We start from the raw sequence: 16,226 nt of genomic DNA, 5'->3' as shown, positions 1-16,226 counted from the left end.
GAGCACAAGGTGTTCGTCCAGGGCGCGGTCTGGAACATCGACTCCTTCGACCAGTGGGGCGTCGAACTCGGCAAGGTACTCGCCAAACGCGTCGAACCCGCCCTCACCCGGGATGCCGACGTCCCCGGCCTCGACCCGTCCACGGCCGCACTGGTGGCCGCCTACCGTGAGCTGCGCGGACGTCGGTGAGGACGGTGCGGGAAAGCGGGCGGCGGGAGGCCGCCCGCTTACCGTAGACTCCACCGCGTTCATCACAGCGAGCGCTCGGGGGAGCACAAGGTGGCACGCACGCGCGGAAGTTGGACCGGTGGTGGGCTGACCCTCCGGTCGGTGCTGATGCCTCAGTACTTCGCGCGGGCGGTGTTCCACCCCGCGTGGATCCCCGATTCGCTCGACCCGTCGATCGAGCGGCTCAAGCGCTTCCGGATCATCGCCGGGGCGGTGGCCTCGCTGGGCGTCTACACCTTCATCGAGGGCGGCTTCGCCGCCACGGAACTGCTGGAGAACGCGCTGACCGCCTCGGTGGTGCTGCTCTTCCTCACCCCGACGACGGTCGGCGTGATGCTCTTCGTCTGGCGGCGCACCGGCACGGTACGGCAGCTGGGAGTGCCGCTCTTCAACGCCCTGAAGCTGCTGCTGCTGTTCATCGGCTGTGTCCTGGCCCTGGTGCTGCTGGTGCGGACGGTGAACTCGGCGGGGGGAAACTTCGCCGTGGTCATCGGCGTCGGTCTGACGATGATGTGGATGCTCGTCTTCGTGGCCTACGGGGCCGTGCGGGTCTCCGGCAACTTCTTCGGCACGGCCGCCGTGCACCGCTGTCTGCCGGCGCTGCTCGCCACGGTGACCAGCTGGCTGATGGCCATCCCCGATCTCGTCACCGGTGATCTGCACGGGCTCGGCCTCACCCTGGGCATCGTCTTCATCCTGGGCGCCCCGGTCACGGTCACGCTGATCGCCCTGGTGGAGATGGGCCGGCTGAAGCGGCGCTACGGCATCCGGCTGGGCGCCCACCCCGCGAGCCTCCCGCCGGTCCCGGGCCCCGTCCCGCCCGGTACGGGCCTGCCGCACCTCCCTCCGCAGGGGAACCCCTACGGTCACCCCCACCCGCCCACGACGGCCGGCAACCCGTACGGGCCCGGTGCCGGCGGCCATCCGTACACCACGCACCCGCAGCCGCCGCCGTACCACCCGCGGAACCCGCACGGCCCCTACGGGGGCTGAACCGGCCCGGGACGGGGACTCAGGCCACCGAGCTCAGGGTGTCCGCGAGGCGGCGGCGGGCCGCGCGCGCGGCCGGAACGGCGGCGAGAGCGGCGGCGCCCAGCACGGCGGCCGTCCCGAGCATCAGCAGGAGCGCGGGGGAGGGCACCCGGGCGATCCCGGCGCCGATGCCGCTCGACCGCCCCTGGGCGTCGATCAGCCAGTGCGCCAGGGGCAGCCCCAGGGCCGTGGCGAGGAGCACGGCCGCGAGGGCCGTGCCGGCGGTGGCCGTGATCGTGACGGCGGTGATCTGCCGAGGGGAGAGGCCGATGGCCTTGAGCGCCAGCAGATCGCGCTCCCCCTCACGGACCGTGCCGCCGATCGCCGTCAGCAGCTCGATCAGTCCGATCAGGGCGAGGACCACGATCAGCCCGAGGACGACCGCGCGCAGCGGGGACAGCCCGTCGGCCGGGTTGGCCACGGTGTGGACGTCCAGGTGGCCGCGGCCCGCCGCGGCCAGCCGGTCGGCGACCGCCCCCGGGTCGGCGCCGCGCTCCAGCCGGAGCTGGTAGAGGCTCGGCCGGAGGGACGGATCGTTGGCGCGCAGGGTGTCGAGCGAGGTGGAGATGACCCGGCCGGCGTTCTCCGGTTCGATGCTGCGGCCGACGATGTGCAGGATCTGCGGCTGGTCGCCGACGGTCACCCTGACCCAGTCGCCGACCCGTACGTGCAGCAGGTCGAGCAGCCCCTGCCCGGCCACCGCCTCGTCCGTCCCGCGCGCGGCACGGCCCTCGGCCAGCGTGAACGGATACGGCTCCCGCCGCGTGCCGAGGCCGCGCAGGGCGATGGTGGCCGTCTGCCCGGGCACCAGCGCGGCCACCTCCACGCCCGGGTAGGCGGCGGCGACCTCTGGATCGTCCTCCAGCAGGGCGCGGGCCTCCCGGTCGCTCAGCAGGGCGTCCGCGCGCACACTCAGCGCCGTGGGCAGCCCCATCCGCTCGGGGTCGCTGTGGAAGCGGTCGATGGTGGTCCACGCGCTCAGCGCCACCACGATCAGCAGCAACGGGAGCGCCAGTCTGCCCACCGCGCCCAGTGCCCGCGGCCGGCGCGTGAACGCCTTGTGCCAGCCCAGGACCAGCGCCGGCGGCACCCGCGCCCCCAGCGCCCGCCGCGCCACGCCGGTCAGCCGCCCGGCCGGCGGCGCCGCCGGCCGGGGCACCGGCACCGGAGGCACCCGCCCGGCCCGCCAGGCGGCCAGTCCCGTGGTCGCGCCGATGAACAGCACCGCCCCCACCGGCACCACGAACAGCGCCACGGTGTGTCCGGGCAGCCCCTGCCACACGGCGAGCGCGTCCCCGAGCCGTCCCGGCACCCCGCTGCCCAGCGCCTCGGTGAGCACGGCGGCGGCCACGGCACCGAGCAGCGCGTAGAGCAGGTGCTGGATCAGGAAGACGCGCACGACCTGGCCGGGGGTGAAGCCGATCGCCTTGAGCACGGAGATGTCCCGCAGATGCCCCCGGATGCGGGTCGCGATCGCGCCGTGCACGGCGAGCCCGGCGGCGATCAGCGCACCCAGCCCGAACAGGCCCAGCACCTGGCCGAGCAGCCGGTTGTCGCCCTGGGCCTCGGCGCGCGCCTGCTGCCAGGTGGACACCTCGCCGATCGCCCCCGCCCCCAGCTCCGTCACCGCCCGCTGCACGGCGTACCCGGTGTCGCCCGGGTCGGTCAGCCGCAGGCCGATCACCTGGCCGCCCGGGGCGGGCACGGCCGACGGCAGGGCCCACACCAGACCGGTCCGCTCGCCCGGCCGGTAGCGCGGTTCGGCGGTGTCGGCGATGCCCACCACGGTCAGCCGCCGCGCGGTGCCGGACACGGTGAGCGTGTCGCCGGGCGCGGTCAGCAGCGCGCGGGCCAGCCGGCTCTCCAGGACCACGCCGTCGGGGGCGGCCGGGTCCAGCCAGCGCCCGGAGGCGATCAGCGGGCGGCCCACCTCGGGCTGCCCCAAGGTGCCGCGCAGTTCGGCGGAGGCGCGCCCGCCCCGCGAGGCGAGGGCGACCGACGCCGTGGGGTAGGGGCCGGCGACCGACTCCACGCCGTCCAGGGCGGCCAGTCTCCCGGCATCCGCGGAGACGGTGGTGTGCAGCGTCACGTGCGCGCCGCGCGCCTGGGTGAAGACCCGCTGCCAGGGGTTGGTCGCGTACCCGAACAGGGCCGTGGCCAGCAGCAGGGACGCGACGATGCCCGCGGTGGCGAGGACCAGGAACAGTGCCTCGCCGCGGTGCGTGCGCAGATCGGAGTGCGCCCAGCGCAGGGTCGCTCGCACCGGCCTCAGCCCCTCGCCGCGGGGCGGTCGTGGACGCGCATGTCAGTCCCTGAGCTCCAGCACACCCGAGATCCCGGTCCGGCGCGGCGGGGCACCGCCGTCGAGTTCCGCGTCGTCGGCGATCCGCCCGTCGAAGAAACTGATCACCCGGTCCGCGGCGCTCGCCAGCCGGGCGTCATGGGTGACCAGCAGGATCGTCTGCCCACGCCGGTGGAAGCGGGACAGCAGCCGCATCACCTCGCGGGTGCCCTTGCTGTCCAGGCTGCCCGCGGGCTCGTCGGCCAGCAGCAGCGGCGGGTGGTTGACCAGCGCCCGGGCCAGCGCGACCCGCTGCTGCTCGCCGCCGGACAGCTCGCCCGGCATGCTCCGCTCCTTGCCCTCGAGCCCCAGCTCGGCCAGCAGTTCCTCCCGCCCGGCGCGGGCCTTCTTCGGCGGCGCCCCGGCGAGCAGGGCGGGCAGTTCCACGTTGTCGGCGACCGACAGGTCGGAGACGAGGTTGAAGAACTGGAAGACGATCCCGATGCGCTTGCGGCGTTCCACCGCCCAACGCGCCTCGCCGTAGCCGTCGGTGCACTCGCCGTCCAGCCAGATGCTGCCCGCGTCCGGCCGCTGGAGGCCGCCGAGCAGATGCAGCAGTGTCGACTTGCCCGCACCGGACGGGCCGGTGATCGCCACGAACTCGCCGCGCGTGACGCACAGATCGACGCCGCGCACGGCGTGGGCCGGGGCGCCCTCGCCGTGGTGCGTCTTGACCAGGCCTTCGGCGCGCAGTACGGGAGCGGGACTCTCGCTCACTCCAGCTCCTCCAGCTCTTCCTGGCACCGCTCCAGCCAGTCGAGGTCGGCCTGCAGATGCAGCATCGCGCCCTCGATCAGCAGATGGGAGATGCGGTTCTCCCGGTCCTCGGCGGCGGCCAGCTTCGACAACTGCCGCATGGTGTTCAGGTATTGACGCCGCTGCTTGTTGATCAGGGCGATCTGGCCGGCGAGACCGGTCCGCGGGGCCAGGGCCAGTTTCATGAAGAACTCGTCCCGCACCCGCGGTTCGTCCGCCGTCTCCTCGTACCAGGCGCGCAGCGCCTCCCGCCCGGCGTCGGTGAGGTGGTAGACCTTCTTGTTGGGCCGGCTCGACTGCTCGACGTCCTCGCCCTCGATCAGTCCGGTCTTCTCGAGGCGGCCGAGGGTGACGTAGATCTGGCCGACGTTCGGCTGAGGGTACGCGGAGCCCAGCAGTTGCTCAAGGTCCAGCTTGAGCTCGTAGCCGTGGGCCGGACCGCGGGCGAGCAGGGCCAGGAGGGGCAGCCGCACTCGTGCTCTCCTCCTCGCGCGTCCTGGGTAATGTGCCGCAGGACCTAGTATCGCCCATACCTAACAGGTATACATGGCCTCTGACCCCGGCAAGGGTGCCGGGTGCCGGTGCACAGGGAGGAACCTATGCGGTGGATCCATGCCGCGGGTAGGGGCCTCCTTGTCCTGATCGTCGTCCTGACCGGCCATATCGCCTCCGGCGCGCGGGACGGAGGGGCCGGCGGGGACGGTCGCGGACCGCTCACCCTGGCCACCGCCGGCGACCTCACCGGCTATCTCGGCTCCGTGCTCGAAGGCTGGAACCGTGCCCATCCCGACGAGCGGGTCACCCTCGTCGAACTGCCCGACTCGGCCGACGAGACCCGGGCGCAGATGATCACCGACCTGCGCGCCGCCGGACGCGGCCGGTTCGACGTGCTCAACATCGACGTCAGCTGGACCTCGGAGTTCGCGGCCGCCGGCTGGATCCGCCCGCTGCCGCGCGACCGCTTCCCGCTCGGCACCTTCCTGCCCCGGGTCGTGGACACGGCCACCTACGACGGCCGCCTCTACGCCGTCCCCTACGTCACCAACGCCGGACTGCTCCTGTACCGCGCGGACGTCCTCGCCGCGGAGGGCGTCCCGCCGCCGCGCACCTGGGCCGAGCTGGAGCGGGCCGCGAAGACCCTGGCACCGAGGCACGGCCTCGACGGCTACGCGGGCCAGTTCCTGCCCTACGAGGGCCTGACGGTCAACGCGGCCGAGGCCGTCTACTCGGCGGGCGGCACCATCCTCGGCGACGAGGGGGAGCGGGTCACCGTGGACTCGCGGGCGGCCAGGGAGGGCCTCGGCTTCCTGGCCCGCGGGGTCCGCGAGGGCTGGATCCCCCAGCAGGCGCTGACGTACAAGGAGGAGGAGTCCAAACAGGCCTTCCAGAACGGCCGGCTGCTCTTCCTGCGCAACTGGCCCTACGCCTACGTCGCCGCCTCCGCCCCGGGCTCCGAGGTCGCCGGCAAGGTCGGCGCGGTACCGCTGCCGGGGCCGGACGGCGCGGCGACGAGCGTCCTGGGCGGCTCCAACCTGGCCGTCGCCCGTCATGCCCGGCACCCCGACTCCGCCGCCCGCCTGATCGCGTACCTCACCAGCGAGCGGGTCCAGCGCCAGGTCCTCACGCGCGGCGCGCTGCCGCCGGTGCGGGCCGCGCTGTACGACGATCCCGGGCTGATCCGGCGCTTCCCGTACCTGCCGACCCTGCGCGAGAGCGTCCTCGCCGCCGCTCCGCGCCCCAAGAGCCCGCACTACGACCAGGTGAGCCTGGTGGTGCAGGCGGTGGTGCACGACGCGATGACCGGGCGGCAGACGCCCGAGGCCGCGGTGCGCCGGCTGGCGACCGAGCTGGCCGCCGTCTCCTCCCGCTGACCCTTCCTAGTTACCTGTTAGGTAACGCGGACGTCTCAACTGTGCCCGTTGTGCCCGACTAGACACCTGTCTGCACCCACCAACTCCGCGGTTCCTCGCGTACGTTCATTGACACCCGCGAGATGCTGCTACCTAACATGCATGCATAACGACTGCTCCTCACAGACAGGTCAATGGGGTGAACAGGCACCACTGGTGGCGTGACGCGGTGATCTATCAGGTGTACGTCCGCAGCTTCCTGGACAGCACCGGTGACGGCATCGGTGATCTCGCGGGGGTCAGGGCGGGGCTGCCGTACCTGAAGAAGCTCGGCGTGGACGGGATCTGGCTGAGCCCCTTCTACCCCTCGCCGCAGCACGACCACGGCTACGACGTGGCCGACTACTGCGGTGTCGACCCGGTCTTCGGCGACCTCGCCGAGTTCGACCGGCTGATGGACACCGCCCGCCGGCTCGGCGTCAAGGTGCTGCTCGACATCGTCCCCAACCACTGCTCCAGCGAGCACCCCTGGTTCCGCGAGGCCCTCGCCGCGCCCCCCGGCAGCCCCGAGCGCACCCGCTTCCACTTCGCCGACGGCCGCGGGGCCGACGGCGCCGAGCCGCCCAACAACTGGCACGCCATGTTCGGCGGCCCCGCCTGGACCCGCGTCACCGAGCCGGACGGCCGCCCCGGCCAGTGGTACCTGCACATGTTCACGCCCGAGCAGCCGGACTGGAACTGGCGCGAGCCCCAGGTGGCCGCCGAGTTCGACCGCATACTCCGCTTCTGGCTGGACCGGGGCGTCGACGGCTTCCGCATCGACGTGGCCGCGGGCCTCTACAAGCACCCCGGCCTGCCCGACTCGCCGGACCCCGAGGCCGACGCCCGCACCCGCGACTCGGTCAACCCGCTCGCCTGGAACCAGCCCGAGGTGCACGAGGTGTGGCGGCACTGGCGCGCGGTGTGCGAGGAGTACACCGCCCGCGACGGCCACGAACGCCTCCTGGTCGGCGAGGTCTCCGTCCCCACCGCCCGCGAGCACGCGCGCTACGTCCGCCCGGACGAGCTCCACCAGGCCTTCTTCTTCGACCTGCTCAGCGCGCCCTGGGACCCCGGCGCCTTCCGCAAGGTCATCTCCGAGGCCATGCTGGACATCGCCGGCACGGGCTCGACCGTCACCTGGGTCCTCAACAACCACGACCAGGTCCGCACCGTCACCCGCTACGGCGAACCCACCCCCCAGGGCAGCGGCCTCGGTGCCGCCCGCGCCCGCGCCGCCGCGCTGCTGATGCTGGCGCTGCCCGGGGCCGCGTACATCTACCAGGGCGAGGAACTGGGCCTGCCCGAGGTCGTGGACCTGCCCGACGACGTGCTCACCGACCCGATCTTCCGCCGCACCGGCAGCCGCGCCCGGATCCGCGACGGCTGCCGGGTGCCGCTGCCCTGGTCGGGCCAGGCCTCCCCGTTCGGCTTCACCTCCGGCGCCGAGGGCGCCAAGCCCTGGCTGCCGCAGCCCGAGTGGTTCGCCGAGCACGCCACCGACCGCGCCCTCGCCGACACCCGCTCCTTCTGGCACCTGTACCGCGACGGTCTGCAACTGCGCGCGGCCCTGCCCCAGCTGGGCGAGGGGACGCTGCGCTGGCTGGACACCCAGCCCGGCGTCCTCGCCTTCGTCCGCGGTGACGACCTCCTCTGTGCCGTCAACTTCGGCACCGCCCCCGTACCCGCTCCGGTCCCCGGCACCCCGCTGCTCGCCAGCGGCCCCTGCCCGGCCGGAGTCCTCCCCGGCTCCACCGCCGCCTGGTGGATCGACGGCTCCTGAAAGTCCGCTCGACTTCCGTACACCCGAAGGGACATCGACGATGATGCGACGACGTACCACCCTGCTCACCGGATGCACCGCCCTGGTCATCGCGCTCGGCGCGACCGCCTGCGGCGACGGCGACCCCGTCTCGGCCGGCGGCGGCGACAAGTCGCTCCAGGGCCAGACCGTCACCGTCGCCGGTGTCTGGTCCGGCAGCGAGCAGAAGAACTTCCAGAAGGTGCTGGACGCCTTCACCGAGAAGACCGGCGCCCAGACGCAGTTCGTCTCCACCGGCGACAACGTCTCCACCGTCGTCGGCAGCAAGATCGAGGGTGGCAACGCCCCCGACGTCGTCATGGTCCCGCAGGTCGGCGTGCTCAAGCAGTTCGCCGAGAAGGACTGGCTCAAGCCGCTGGACAAGAAGGTCCAGGACACCGTGGACGCCAACTTCGCCAAGGTGTGGCAGAACTACGGCAGCGTCGACGGCACCCTGTACGGCCTGTACTTCAAGGCCGCCCACAAGTCGACCGTCTGGTACAGCCCCGAGGCGCTCGAACAGGCCGGCGTCACCCCGCCGAAGACCTACGACGCCATGCTGGAGGACGGGCAGACCATCTCCGACTCCGGTCTCGCGGCCTTCTCCGTCGCCGGACAGGACGGCTGGACCCTGACCGACTGGTTCGAGAACGTCTACCTCTCCCAGGCCGGGCCCGAGAAGTACGACGCCCTCGCCGCGCACGAGATCAAGTGGACCGACCCGACGGTGGTCGAGGCGCTCACCACCCTCGGCGAGCTCTTCAAGGACGAGCAGCTCATCGAGGGCGGCCAGAAGGGGGCCCTCAACACCGACTTCCCCGGCTCGGTGGAGAAGGTCTTCGGGCCCAAGGCCGAGGCCGCCATGGTCTACGAGGGCGACTTCGTCGCCGGCGTCGCCAAGGACCAGTTCGGCAGGAACATCGGCACCGACGCCGACTTCTTCCCCTTCCCGCCGGTCGGCGACGGCAAGGCGCCCGTGGTCAGCGGCGGCGACGCGGCCGTCGTCCTGAAGGACGGCAAGAACAGCAAGGCCGGCATGGCGCTCCTGGAGTACCTGGCCACCCCGGAGGCCGCCGCCGTGTGGGCCGAGGCGGGCGGCTTCCTCTCCCCGAACAAGGCGCTCGACCTCTCCTCCTACGGCGACGACGTCACCCGCGCCACCGCCGAGTCCCTGATCACGGCCGGCGACTCGGTCCGCTTCGACATGTCCGACCAGGCGCCCGCGGCCTTCGGCGGCACCAAGGGCACCGGCGAGTGGAAGATCCTGCAGGACTTCCTGCGCGACCCGGCCGACCCGGCGAAGACCGCGGCCGAGCTCGAGGACGCCGCGGCCAAGGCCTACGGGAACTGACGGCCATGACCGCCACACTGGTCAAGGAGGCGAGCCCTCCCACGCCCGCGCGGCCCGGCGGCACCCGTGCCCGGCGCCTGCGCCGGCGGGGGCGGATCATCGCCCTGCTGTTCGTGTTCCCCGCGCTGCTCCTGCTGGGCGCGCTGGTGGTGTACCCGGTCCTGTTCTCCGTCGGCCGCAGCTTCTTCGACGCCACCGGCAACGAGTTCGTGGGCGGCGAGAACTACGCCGAGATGTTCCGGGACCCGGCCACCGTCAAGGCCATCCGCAACACCGCGATCTGGGTCGTCGTCGCCCCCACCCTGCTCACCGGCCTGGGCCTGATCCTGGCCGTGCTGGTGGAGAAGGTGCGCTGGGCCACCGCCTTCAAGCTGCTGCTGTTCATGCCGATGGCGGTGTCCTTCCTCGCGGCCGGCATCATCTTCCGGCTCGCCTACGACGAGGACCCCGACAAGGGCGTGCTCAACGCCGCCGTCGTCTCCGTCCACGACGCCTTCCAGGGCACCTCCTCCTACCCGACCGCCCGCGCCCGTGACGGCGAGGGCCTGACCAAGGAGACGGACGGCTCCTACGTCACCGGCGGCGACGTCCTGCCCGGCGGCACGGCGGCGCTCGGCCTGGTCGGCGTCGCCCCCAAGGACCTGCCGGGCGAGGCCGAACCCGCCCGCACGGCGGCGTCCCGCAAGGCCGGGGCCGACGAGATCGGCGGCGTGGTGTACCTCGACTTCACCCCCGGCGGGGGAGGGAAACCGGGCGTGGTCGACCCGCGCGAGAGCGGACTGCCCGGAATGCGGGTCGAGGCGGTCCGCGACGGCGAGACCGTCGCGACCACGACCACCGGGGCCGACGGCTCCTTCCGGTTCACCGGACTGGACAGCGGCTCGTACGCGGTGAAACTGCCGTCCTCCAACTTCGCGGCCCCCTACGACGGCATCTCCTGGCTCGGCCCGGCGCTCGTCACGCCGGCGATCATCGGAGCGTACCTATGGATCTGGACCGGTTTCGCGATGGTGCTGATCGGCGCGGGCCTTGCGACCCTGCCCCGGGAGACGTTGGAAGCGGCACGCATGGACGGTGCCAACGAGTGGCAGATCTTCCGCCGTATCACCGTTCCTCTGCTCGCGCCCGTCCTCACGGTCGTCTTCGTGACCCTGGTCATCAACGTCATGAAGGTCTTCGACCTCGTCTACATCATCGCGCCGGGACCGGTGCAGGAGGACGCGACCGTGCTCGCGACGCAGATGTGGCTGGTGTCGTTCGGCGGCGGCAACAACCAGGGCCTCGGCAGTGCGCTCGGTGTGCTGCTTCTGCTGCTGGTCATCCCCGCCATGGTGTTCAACGTCCGCCGCTTCCGAAGGAGTCAGCGATGAACGCGATCCGGCGCGGCCTGGGCAACGCGGTGGTGCAGGCCTTCCTGGTCGTGATCGGCCTGGTGTGGATGACCCCGCTGGCCGGTCTGTTCCTGTCCTCGCTGCGGTCCGCCGAGGACACGGCCGAGGGCGGCTGGTGGACCGTGTTCACCGGCCCCGGGCAGCTGTCCTTCGACAACTACTCGGCCCTGCTGGAGAACTCCGGCATCACCCAGGCGTTCTGGAACACCGTGCTGATCTCGGTGCCGACGACCGTACTGGTCGTGGTCGTGGCCGCGCTGGCCGGCTACGCCTTCGCCTGGCTGGACTTCCCCGGACGCGAGCCGGTCTTCCTCCTGGTGGTGGCGCTGCTGGTGGTGCCCGTGCAGATCGGGCTGCTGCCGGTCGCCAAACTCTTCGGCCAGCTCGGGCTGTTCGGGACGATCCCGGGCGTGGTGCTGTTCCACGTCGCCTACGGTCTGCCGTTCGCGATCTTCCTGCTGCGGAACTACTTCGCCGAGATACCCAAGGAGATGCTGGAGGCCGCGCGGATGGACGGCGGCAGCGAGTGGCGGATCTTCACCCGGCTGGTGCTGCCGGTGGGGCGGCCGGCCATTGCCAGCCTCGCCATCTTCCAGTTCCTGTGGGTGTGGAACGACATGCTGGTGGCGTTGTTGTTCGCGGACAGTTCGGCGCAGCCGCTGACCGTGCAGCTGCAGTCGCAGATACGGCAGTTCGGCAGCAACATCGACGTGCTGGCGCCGGGGGCGTTCCTGTCGCTGGTGGTGCCGGTGGTCGTGTTCTTCGCCTTCCAGCGGCACTTCGTGCAGGGGGTCATGGCGGGGTCCGTGAAGTAGGGGGGAAGGGGAGGGGCTTCGCCCCTCCCCTTCCCCGGGGCCGAGCCCCCGGACCCCCTCTCGGCCCTGGACGGGCCTCGTCCCCGAACGCCGGGCAGGCCCTCAGGGCGACGCCGGCGGGTAGAGGGACCGCGGCAGCTGCGATGCCGCTGCCGCGTCCAGGAGCCACAGGGTGCGGACGCGGCCCTGGGCGCCCGCCGCCGGGGCCTGGATCTCGCCCGCCCCCGACAGGGCGATCGCCGCGGCCTCGGCCTTGTCCTCGCCGGCCGCCAGCAGCCACACCTCACGGGCGGCGCGGATCGCCGGCAGGGTCAGGGTCACCCGGGTCGGCGGCGGCTTGGGGGCGCCGTGCACGCCGACCACCGTGCGCTCCGTCTCCCGGACCGCCGGCAACTCCGGGAAGAGGGAGGCCACATGGGTGTCCGGGCCGACGCCCAGCATCAGCACGTCGAAGGCCGGGACCGGGCCGTGGTTCTCCGGGCTCGCCGCGGCGGCCAGTTCCTCGGCGTAGGCGGCCGCCGCCGCGTCCACGTCGGCGCCGTGGGGACCGTCCGACGCGGGCATCGCGTGCACCCGCTCCGGGTCCAGCGGCACCGCGTCGAGCAGCGCCTCGCGGGCCTGGGTGACATTGCGCTCCGGATCGCCCTCGGGCAGGAACCGCTCGTCCCCCCACCACAGGTCGAGCCGGCCCCAGTCGATCGCGTCCCGCGCCGGAGCCTGCGACAGCGCGGCCAGCAGGCCGTTGCCGTTGCGGCCACCGGTCAGGACCACGGACGCCGAACCCCGCGAGGCCTGCGCGTCCACGATCCTGGTGATCAGCCGGGCCGCCGCGGCCCGCGCCATCAGGTCCTTGTCCCGGTGCACCACCAGCTGCGGTGCCGTACTCACTTCGCCGCCGCCTTCCTCACCGGTGCCTGCGCCGTCGCCTCGGCCGCGGGAGCTTTCGCAGCCGACTCCACGGGCGCGGGGACGGCTTCCCGTCCGGAACCTCCTTTGGCCGGAGGCTCACCGGACGGTCCCTGCCCGCTCCGCAGCCGCTCCACGCCGTAGCGCAGCGCCGACGCGTAGGTGTCGTCCGGGTCCAGGCGCCGCAGCTCCTCCGCGATCAGCTCCGCGGTGTCCCGGCGCTTGAGCGCCACGGCACGCTTCGGCTGACCCTGGATGGACAGCGTCGCCAGCGAGCCGTCGGCGCGGTCCAGCACGATCGGGCCGCAGTCCGTGTCCATGCGCACCGCCATGAGGCCGGGGCCGCCGGACGGCGAGCGCTTGACGGGGACGTCCAGCCGGTCGGCGAGCCACATCGCCAGCAGCTCGCAGCTCGGGTTGAGCTCCTCGCCCTCCACCTCGACGCCCTGCACCTGGCAGGCGATCTGGTCCAGCGCCGCCGCCAGCATCGAACGCCACGGCGTGATGCGGGTCCACGACAGGTCCGTGTCGCCCGGGGTGTAGGCCTTGGCACGGGCCGCGAGTTCGCGCACCGGCTGTTCGCAGGCGTAGGTGTCGGTCACCCGCCGCTGCGCCAGGGCGCCCAGCGGGTCCTTGGCCGGGTCCAGCGGGGCGTTGACCGGCCACCACACCACCACCGGGGCGTCCGGCAGCAGCAGCGGCAGCACCACCGACTGGGCGTGGTCGACGACCTCGCCGTACAGCCGGAGCACCACCGTCTCGCCGGTGCCCGCGTCCGCGCCCACCCGCACCTCGGCGTCGAGGCGGGACTGGGTGCGGTCACGGGGCGAACGGGAGACGCGCTTGATGACGACGAGCGTGCGCGAGGGATGCTCGCGCGAGGCGTCGCCGGCCGCCTTCAGCGCGTCGTAGGCGTTCTCCTCGTCCGTGACGATGACCAGCGTGAGCACCATGCCGACGGCCGGAGTGCCGATGGCCCTGCGGCCCTGCACCAGCGCCTTGTTGATCTTGCTGGCGGTGGTGTCCGTGAGGTCTGTCTTCATGGCCGGCGCCAGCTCCGTCCGTCTCGCTCGAGCATTTCGTCCGCCTCGACGGGTCCCCAGGTACCGGCGGGGTACTGGGCGGGCCTGCCGTTCTCGTCCCAGTACTCCTCGATCGGGTCGAGGATCTTCCAGGACAGCTCGACCTCCTCCGTGCGCGGGAAGAGGTTGGAGTCGCCGAGCAGGACGTCGAGGATGAGCCGCTCGTACGCCTCCGGGCTGGACTCGGTGAACGACTCCCCGTAGGCGAAGTCCATCGACACGTCCCGGATCTCCATCGACGTGCCCGGCACCTTGGAGCCGAACCGCACCGTGACGCCCTCGTCCGGCTGGACGCGGATCACGATGGCGTTCGAGCCCAGTTCCTCGGTGGCCGTGCTGTCGAAGGGGGAGTGCGGCGCCCGCTGGAACACCACCGCGATCTCGGTGACCCGGCGGCCGAGCCGCTTGCCGGTGCGCAGGTAGAAGGGGACACCCGCCCAGCGCCGGTTGTCGATGCCCAGCTTGATCGCGGCGTAGGTGTCGGTCTTCGAGGAGGGGTCGATGCCCTCTTCCTCCAGATAGCCGACCGCCTTCGCGCCGCCCTGCCAGCCGGCCGCGTACTGCCCGCGCACGGTGTCCCGGCCCAGGTCCTTCGGCAGCCGGACGGCACCGAGCACCTTGGTCTTCTCCGCCGCCAGCGCGTCGGCGTCGAAGGAGGCGGGCTCCTCCATCGCGGTCAGCGCCAGCAACTGGAGCAGGTGGTTCTGGATGACGTCACGGGCGGCGCCGATGCCGTCGTAGTAGCCGGCCCGGCCGCCGATGCCGATGTCCTCGGCCATGGTGATCTGCACGTGGTCGACGAAGGACCGGTTCCAGATCGGCTCGAACATCGTGTTGGCGAAGCGCAGCGCCAGGATGTTCTGGACGGTCTCCTTGCCGAGGTAGTGGTCGATCCGGAACACCTGGTCCGGGGCGAACACCTCGTGGACGATCGCGTTCAGTTCCTCGGCCGACCTCAGGTCGTGCCCGAACGGCTTCTCGATGACCGCGCGCCGCCAGGAGCCGCCGGTCTGGTCGGCCAGCCCGTGCTTCTTCAGCTGCTGGATGACCACCGGGAACGAACGCGGCGGGACCGACAGGTAGAACGCGAAGTTGCCGCCCGTGCCCTGCGCCTTGTCCAGCTCCTCGATGGTGTCGCGCAGCCGCTCGAAGGACTCGTCGTCGTCGAAGGTGCCCTGGACGAAGCGCATCCCCTGGATGAGCTGCTGCCAGACCTCCTCGCGGAACGGCGTGCGGGCGTGCTCCTTGACCGCGTCGTGCACCTCCTGGGCGAAGTCCTCGTGCCGCCACTCGCGGCGGGCGAAGCCCACCAGCGAGAAGCCCGGCGGCAGCAGCCCCCGGTTGGCCAGGTCGTACACGGCCGGCATCAGCTTCTTGCGGGACAGGTCGCCCGTCACTCCGAAGATGACCAGGCCCGACGGCCCCGCGATGCGCGGGAGCCGTCGGTCCGCCGGGTCACGCAGCGGGTTGCTGCTCGACAAGGTCTCAGCCCTCCGAGGGGGCGAGGCGCCGGAGCTCCGCCTCCGTCGACTTCAGCAGGTCGTTCCAGGACGCCTCGAACTTGTCGATACCCTCGTCCTCCAGGAGCTGGACGACCTCGTCGTAGGAGATGCCGAGCGCCTCGATGGCGTCGAGGTCGGCGCGGGCCTGCTCGTAGGTGCCCGAGACGGCGTCGCCGCGGATCTCGCCCTGCTCCTCGGTGGCCGTCAGCGTCGCCTCCGGCATGGTGTTCACCGTGTTCGGCGCCACCAGCTCGTCGACGTACATCGTGGCCTTGTACGCCTTGTCCTTCACACCGGTCGACGCCCACAGCGGACGCTGCTTGTTGGCGCCCTCGCGTTCCAGCGCGGCCCAGCGCTCGGTGCCGAAGACCTCCTCGTACGCCTGGTAGGCCAGACGGGCGTTGGCGATGGCGGCCTTGCCGCGCAGCGCCTTGGCCTCGTCGGTGCCGAGCGCGTCGATCCGCTTGTCGATCTCGCTGTCCACGCGGGACACGAAGAAGGACGCCACGGAGTGGATCCCCGACAGGTCCAGGCCGCGCTCCCTGGCCTTCTCCAGGCCGGTCAGGAACGCGTCCATGACCCTGCGGTAGCGCTCCAGGGAGAAGATCAGCGTGACGTTGACGCTGATGCCCAGGCCGATGGTCTCGGCGATCGCCGGGATGCCGGCCTCGGTCGCCGGGATCTTGATGAGGGTGTTGGGCCGGTCCACCAGCCAGGCCAGCTGCCTGGCCTCGGCGACCGTCGCCCTGGTGTTGTGCGCCAGGCGCGGGTCGACCTCGATGGAGACCCGGCCGTCCTGGCCGTCGGTGGCGTCGAAGACCGGGCGCAGGATGTCGGCGGCGTCGCGGACGTCCGCCGTGGTGATCATGCGGATGGCCTCTTCGACGGTGACCCTGCGGGCGGCGAGGTCGGTCAGCTGCTGGTCGTAGCCGTCGCCCTCGGAGATCGCCTTCTGGAAGATCGTCGGATTGGTGGTGACGCCCACGACGTGCTGCTGGTCGATCAGCTCGGCGAGATTGCCGGACGTGATCCGCTTGCGCGACAGGTCGTCCAGCCAGATCGCGACGCCCTCGTCGGAAAGGCGCTTCAATGCGTCTGTCATGGAAATTCCATCTCCTACGTGTCGTGTGTG

At 72.1% G+C, this 16,226-nt stretch carries 13 protein-coding genes and 1 pseudogene; 7 read left to right on the top strand and 7 right to left on the bottom strand.

The features are described from left to right. Together ACF07S_RS30135 and ACF07S_RS30130 are read left to right on the top strand one after the other, a co-directional pair. A pseudogene (locus tag ACF07S_RS30135) lies at positions 1–189 on the top strand (glucose-6-phosphate isomerase); the annotation flags it as partial. Positions 190–279: 90 nt separating this feature from the next. Beyond that, positions 280–1,221 (top strand): proline-rich domain-containing protein, encoded by a 942-nt coding sequence (locus ACF07S_RS30130; protein ID WP_391975631.1) that lies wholly within the window; start codon positions 280–282, stop codon positions 1,219–1,221. 19 nt (positions 1,222–1,240) lie between these two features. Here the strand turns inward: ACF07S_RS30130 and ACF07S_RS30125 are convergent, their stop codons facing one another. The 3 genes from ACF07S_RS30125 to ACF07S_RS30115 are packed head-to-tail and all read right to left on the bottom strand — an operon-like array spanning position 1,241 to position 4,830. Beyond that, positions 1,241–3,523, bottom strand: coding sequence for an FtsX-like permease family protein (locus tag ACF07S_RS30125; RefSeq protein WP_391975630.1), 2,283 nt, complete (start codon positions 3,521–3,523; stop codon positions 1,241–1,243). A 42-nt stretch (positions 3,524–3,565) separates the two neighbouring features. Further along, positions 3,566–4,318, bottom strand: a complete 753-nt coding sequence (locus ACF07S_RS30120) for an ABC transporter ATP-binding protein (protein WP_391966591.1) — start codon at positions 4,316–4,318, stop codon at positions 3,566–3,568. After that, the gene (locus ACF07S_RS30115) at positions 4,315–4,830 is read right to left on the bottom strand and encodes a PadR family transcriptional regulator (protein WP_391966590.1); all 516 of its coding nucleotides are present in this window, start codon (positions 4,828–4,830) and stop codon (positions 4,315–4,317) included. Before ACF07S_RS30115 ends, ACF07S_RS30120 begins: the two co-directional genes overlap by 4 nt. A gap of 126 nt (positions 4,831–4,956) precedes the next feature. Here ACF07S_RS30115 and ACF07S_RS30110 point away from each other — a divergent pair, with 126 nt between their 5' ends. From ACF07S_RS30110 to ACF07S_RS30090, 5 genes are all read left to right on the top strand, one after another. Continuing rightward, on the top strand, positions 4,957–6,228 hold the full coding sequence (locus ACF07S_RS30110; protein ID WP_391975629.1) for an ABC transporter substrate-binding protein: 1,272 nt from the start codon (positions 4,957–4,959) through the stop codon (positions 6,226–6,228). A 178-nt stretch (positions 6,229–6,406) separates the two neighbouring features. Beyond that, entirely contained in the window at positions 6,407–8,029 is a 1,623-nt protein-coding gene (locus tag ACF07S_RS30105) for a glycoside hydrolase family 13 protein (RefSeq protein WP_391975628.1), read from the top strand. A 40-nt stretch (positions 8,030–8,069) separates the two neighbouring features. Further along, positions 8,070–9,398 (top strand): ABC transporter substrate-binding protein, encoded by a 1,329-nt coding sequence (locus ACF07S_RS30100; protein WP_391966587.1) that lies wholly within the window; start codon positions 8,070–8,072, stop codon positions 9,396–9,398. A gap of 5 nt (positions 9,399–9,403) precedes the next feature. Then, on the top strand, positions 9,404–10,768 hold the full coding sequence (locus tag ACF07S_RS30095; RefSeq protein ID WP_391975627.1) for an ABC transporter permease subunit: 1,365 nt from the start codon (positions 9,404–9,406) through the stop codon (positions 10,766–10,768). After that, complete coding sequence (locus ACF07S_RS30090) at positions 10,765–11,604, top strand: carbohydrate ABC transporter permease (RefSeq protein WP_391966585.1); 840 nt, start codon at positions 10,765–10,767, stop codon at positions 11,602–11,604. The genes ACF07S_RS30095 and ACF07S_RS30090 overlap by 4 nt, the downstream gene beginning before the upstream one ends. 102 nt (positions 11,605–11,706) lie before the next feature. Here the strand turns inward: ACF07S_RS30090 and pgl are convergent, their stop codons facing one another. The 4 genes from pgl to tal are packed head-to-tail and all read right to left on the bottom strand — an operon-like array spanning position 11,707 to position 16,196. Beyond that, the gene (pgl, locus tag ACF07S_RS30085; RefSeq protein WP_391966584.1) at positions 11,707–12,492 is read right to left on the bottom strand and encodes a 6-phosphogluconolactonase; all 786 of its coding nucleotides are present in this window, start codon (positions 12,490–12,492) and stop codon (positions 11,707–11,709) included. After that, a complete protein-coding gene (gene opcA, locus ACF07S_RS30080) occupies positions 12,489–13,553 on the bottom strand; it encodes a glucose-6-phosphate dehydrogenase assembly protein OpcA (protein WP_391975626.1) in 1,065 nt (354 codons plus the stop codon). Before opcA ends, pgl begins: the two co-directional genes overlap by 4 nt. Further along, positions 13,550–15,073 (bottom strand): glucose-6-phosphate dehydrogenase, encoded by a 1,524-nt coding sequence (zwf, locus tag ACF07S_RS30075; protein ID WP_391966582.1) that lies wholly within the window; start codon positions 15,071–15,073, stop codon positions 13,550–13,552. The genes opcA and zwf overlap by 4 nt, the downstream gene beginning before the upstream one ends. 4 nt (positions 15,074–15,077) lie before the next feature. After that, on the bottom strand, positions 15,078–16,196 hold the full coding sequence (tal, locus tag ACF07S_RS30070; RefSeq protein ID WP_391966581.1) for a transaldolase: 1,119 nt from the start codon (positions 16,194–16,196) through the stop codon (positions 15,078–15,080). Positions 16,197–16,226 lie beyond the last annotated feature (30 nt).

This window comes from Streptomyces sp. NPDC016640 (assembly GCF_043076215.1).
GTDB lineage: Bacteria > Actinomycetota > Actinomycetes > Streptomycetales > Streptomycetaceae > Streptomyces.
The sequence above is the reverse complement of the archived record's forward strand: the minus strand, read 5'-3'. Positions and strand labels throughout refer to the sequence as shown.

Bases quoted from the DNA above. Each gene is read 5' to 3' on its own strand.
- ACF07S_RS30110 (WP_391975629.1), top strand. From the start codon at position 4,957: ATGCGGTGGATCCATGCCGCGGGTAGGGGCCTCCTTGTCCTGATCGTC.
- tal (WP_391966581.1), bottom strand. From the start codon at position 16,196: ATGACAGACGCATTGAAGCGCCTTTCCGACGAGGGCGTCGCGATCTGG.
- ACF07S_RS30090 (WP_391966585.1), top strand. From the start codon at position 10,765: ATGAACGCGATCCGGCGCGGCCTGGGCAACGCGGTGGTGCAGGCCTTC.
- opcA (WP_391975626.1), bottom strand. From the start codon at position 13,553: ATGAAGACAGACCTCACGGACACCACCGCCAGCAAGATCAACAAGGCG.
- ACF07S_RS30095 (WP_391975627.1), top strand. From the start codon at position 9,404: ATGACCGCCACACTGGTCAAGGAGGCGAGCCCTCCCACGCCCGCGCGG.
- ACF07S_RS30100 (WP_391966587.1), top strand. From the start codon at position 8,070: ATGATGCGACGACGTACCACCCTGCTCACCGGATGCACCGCCCTGGTC.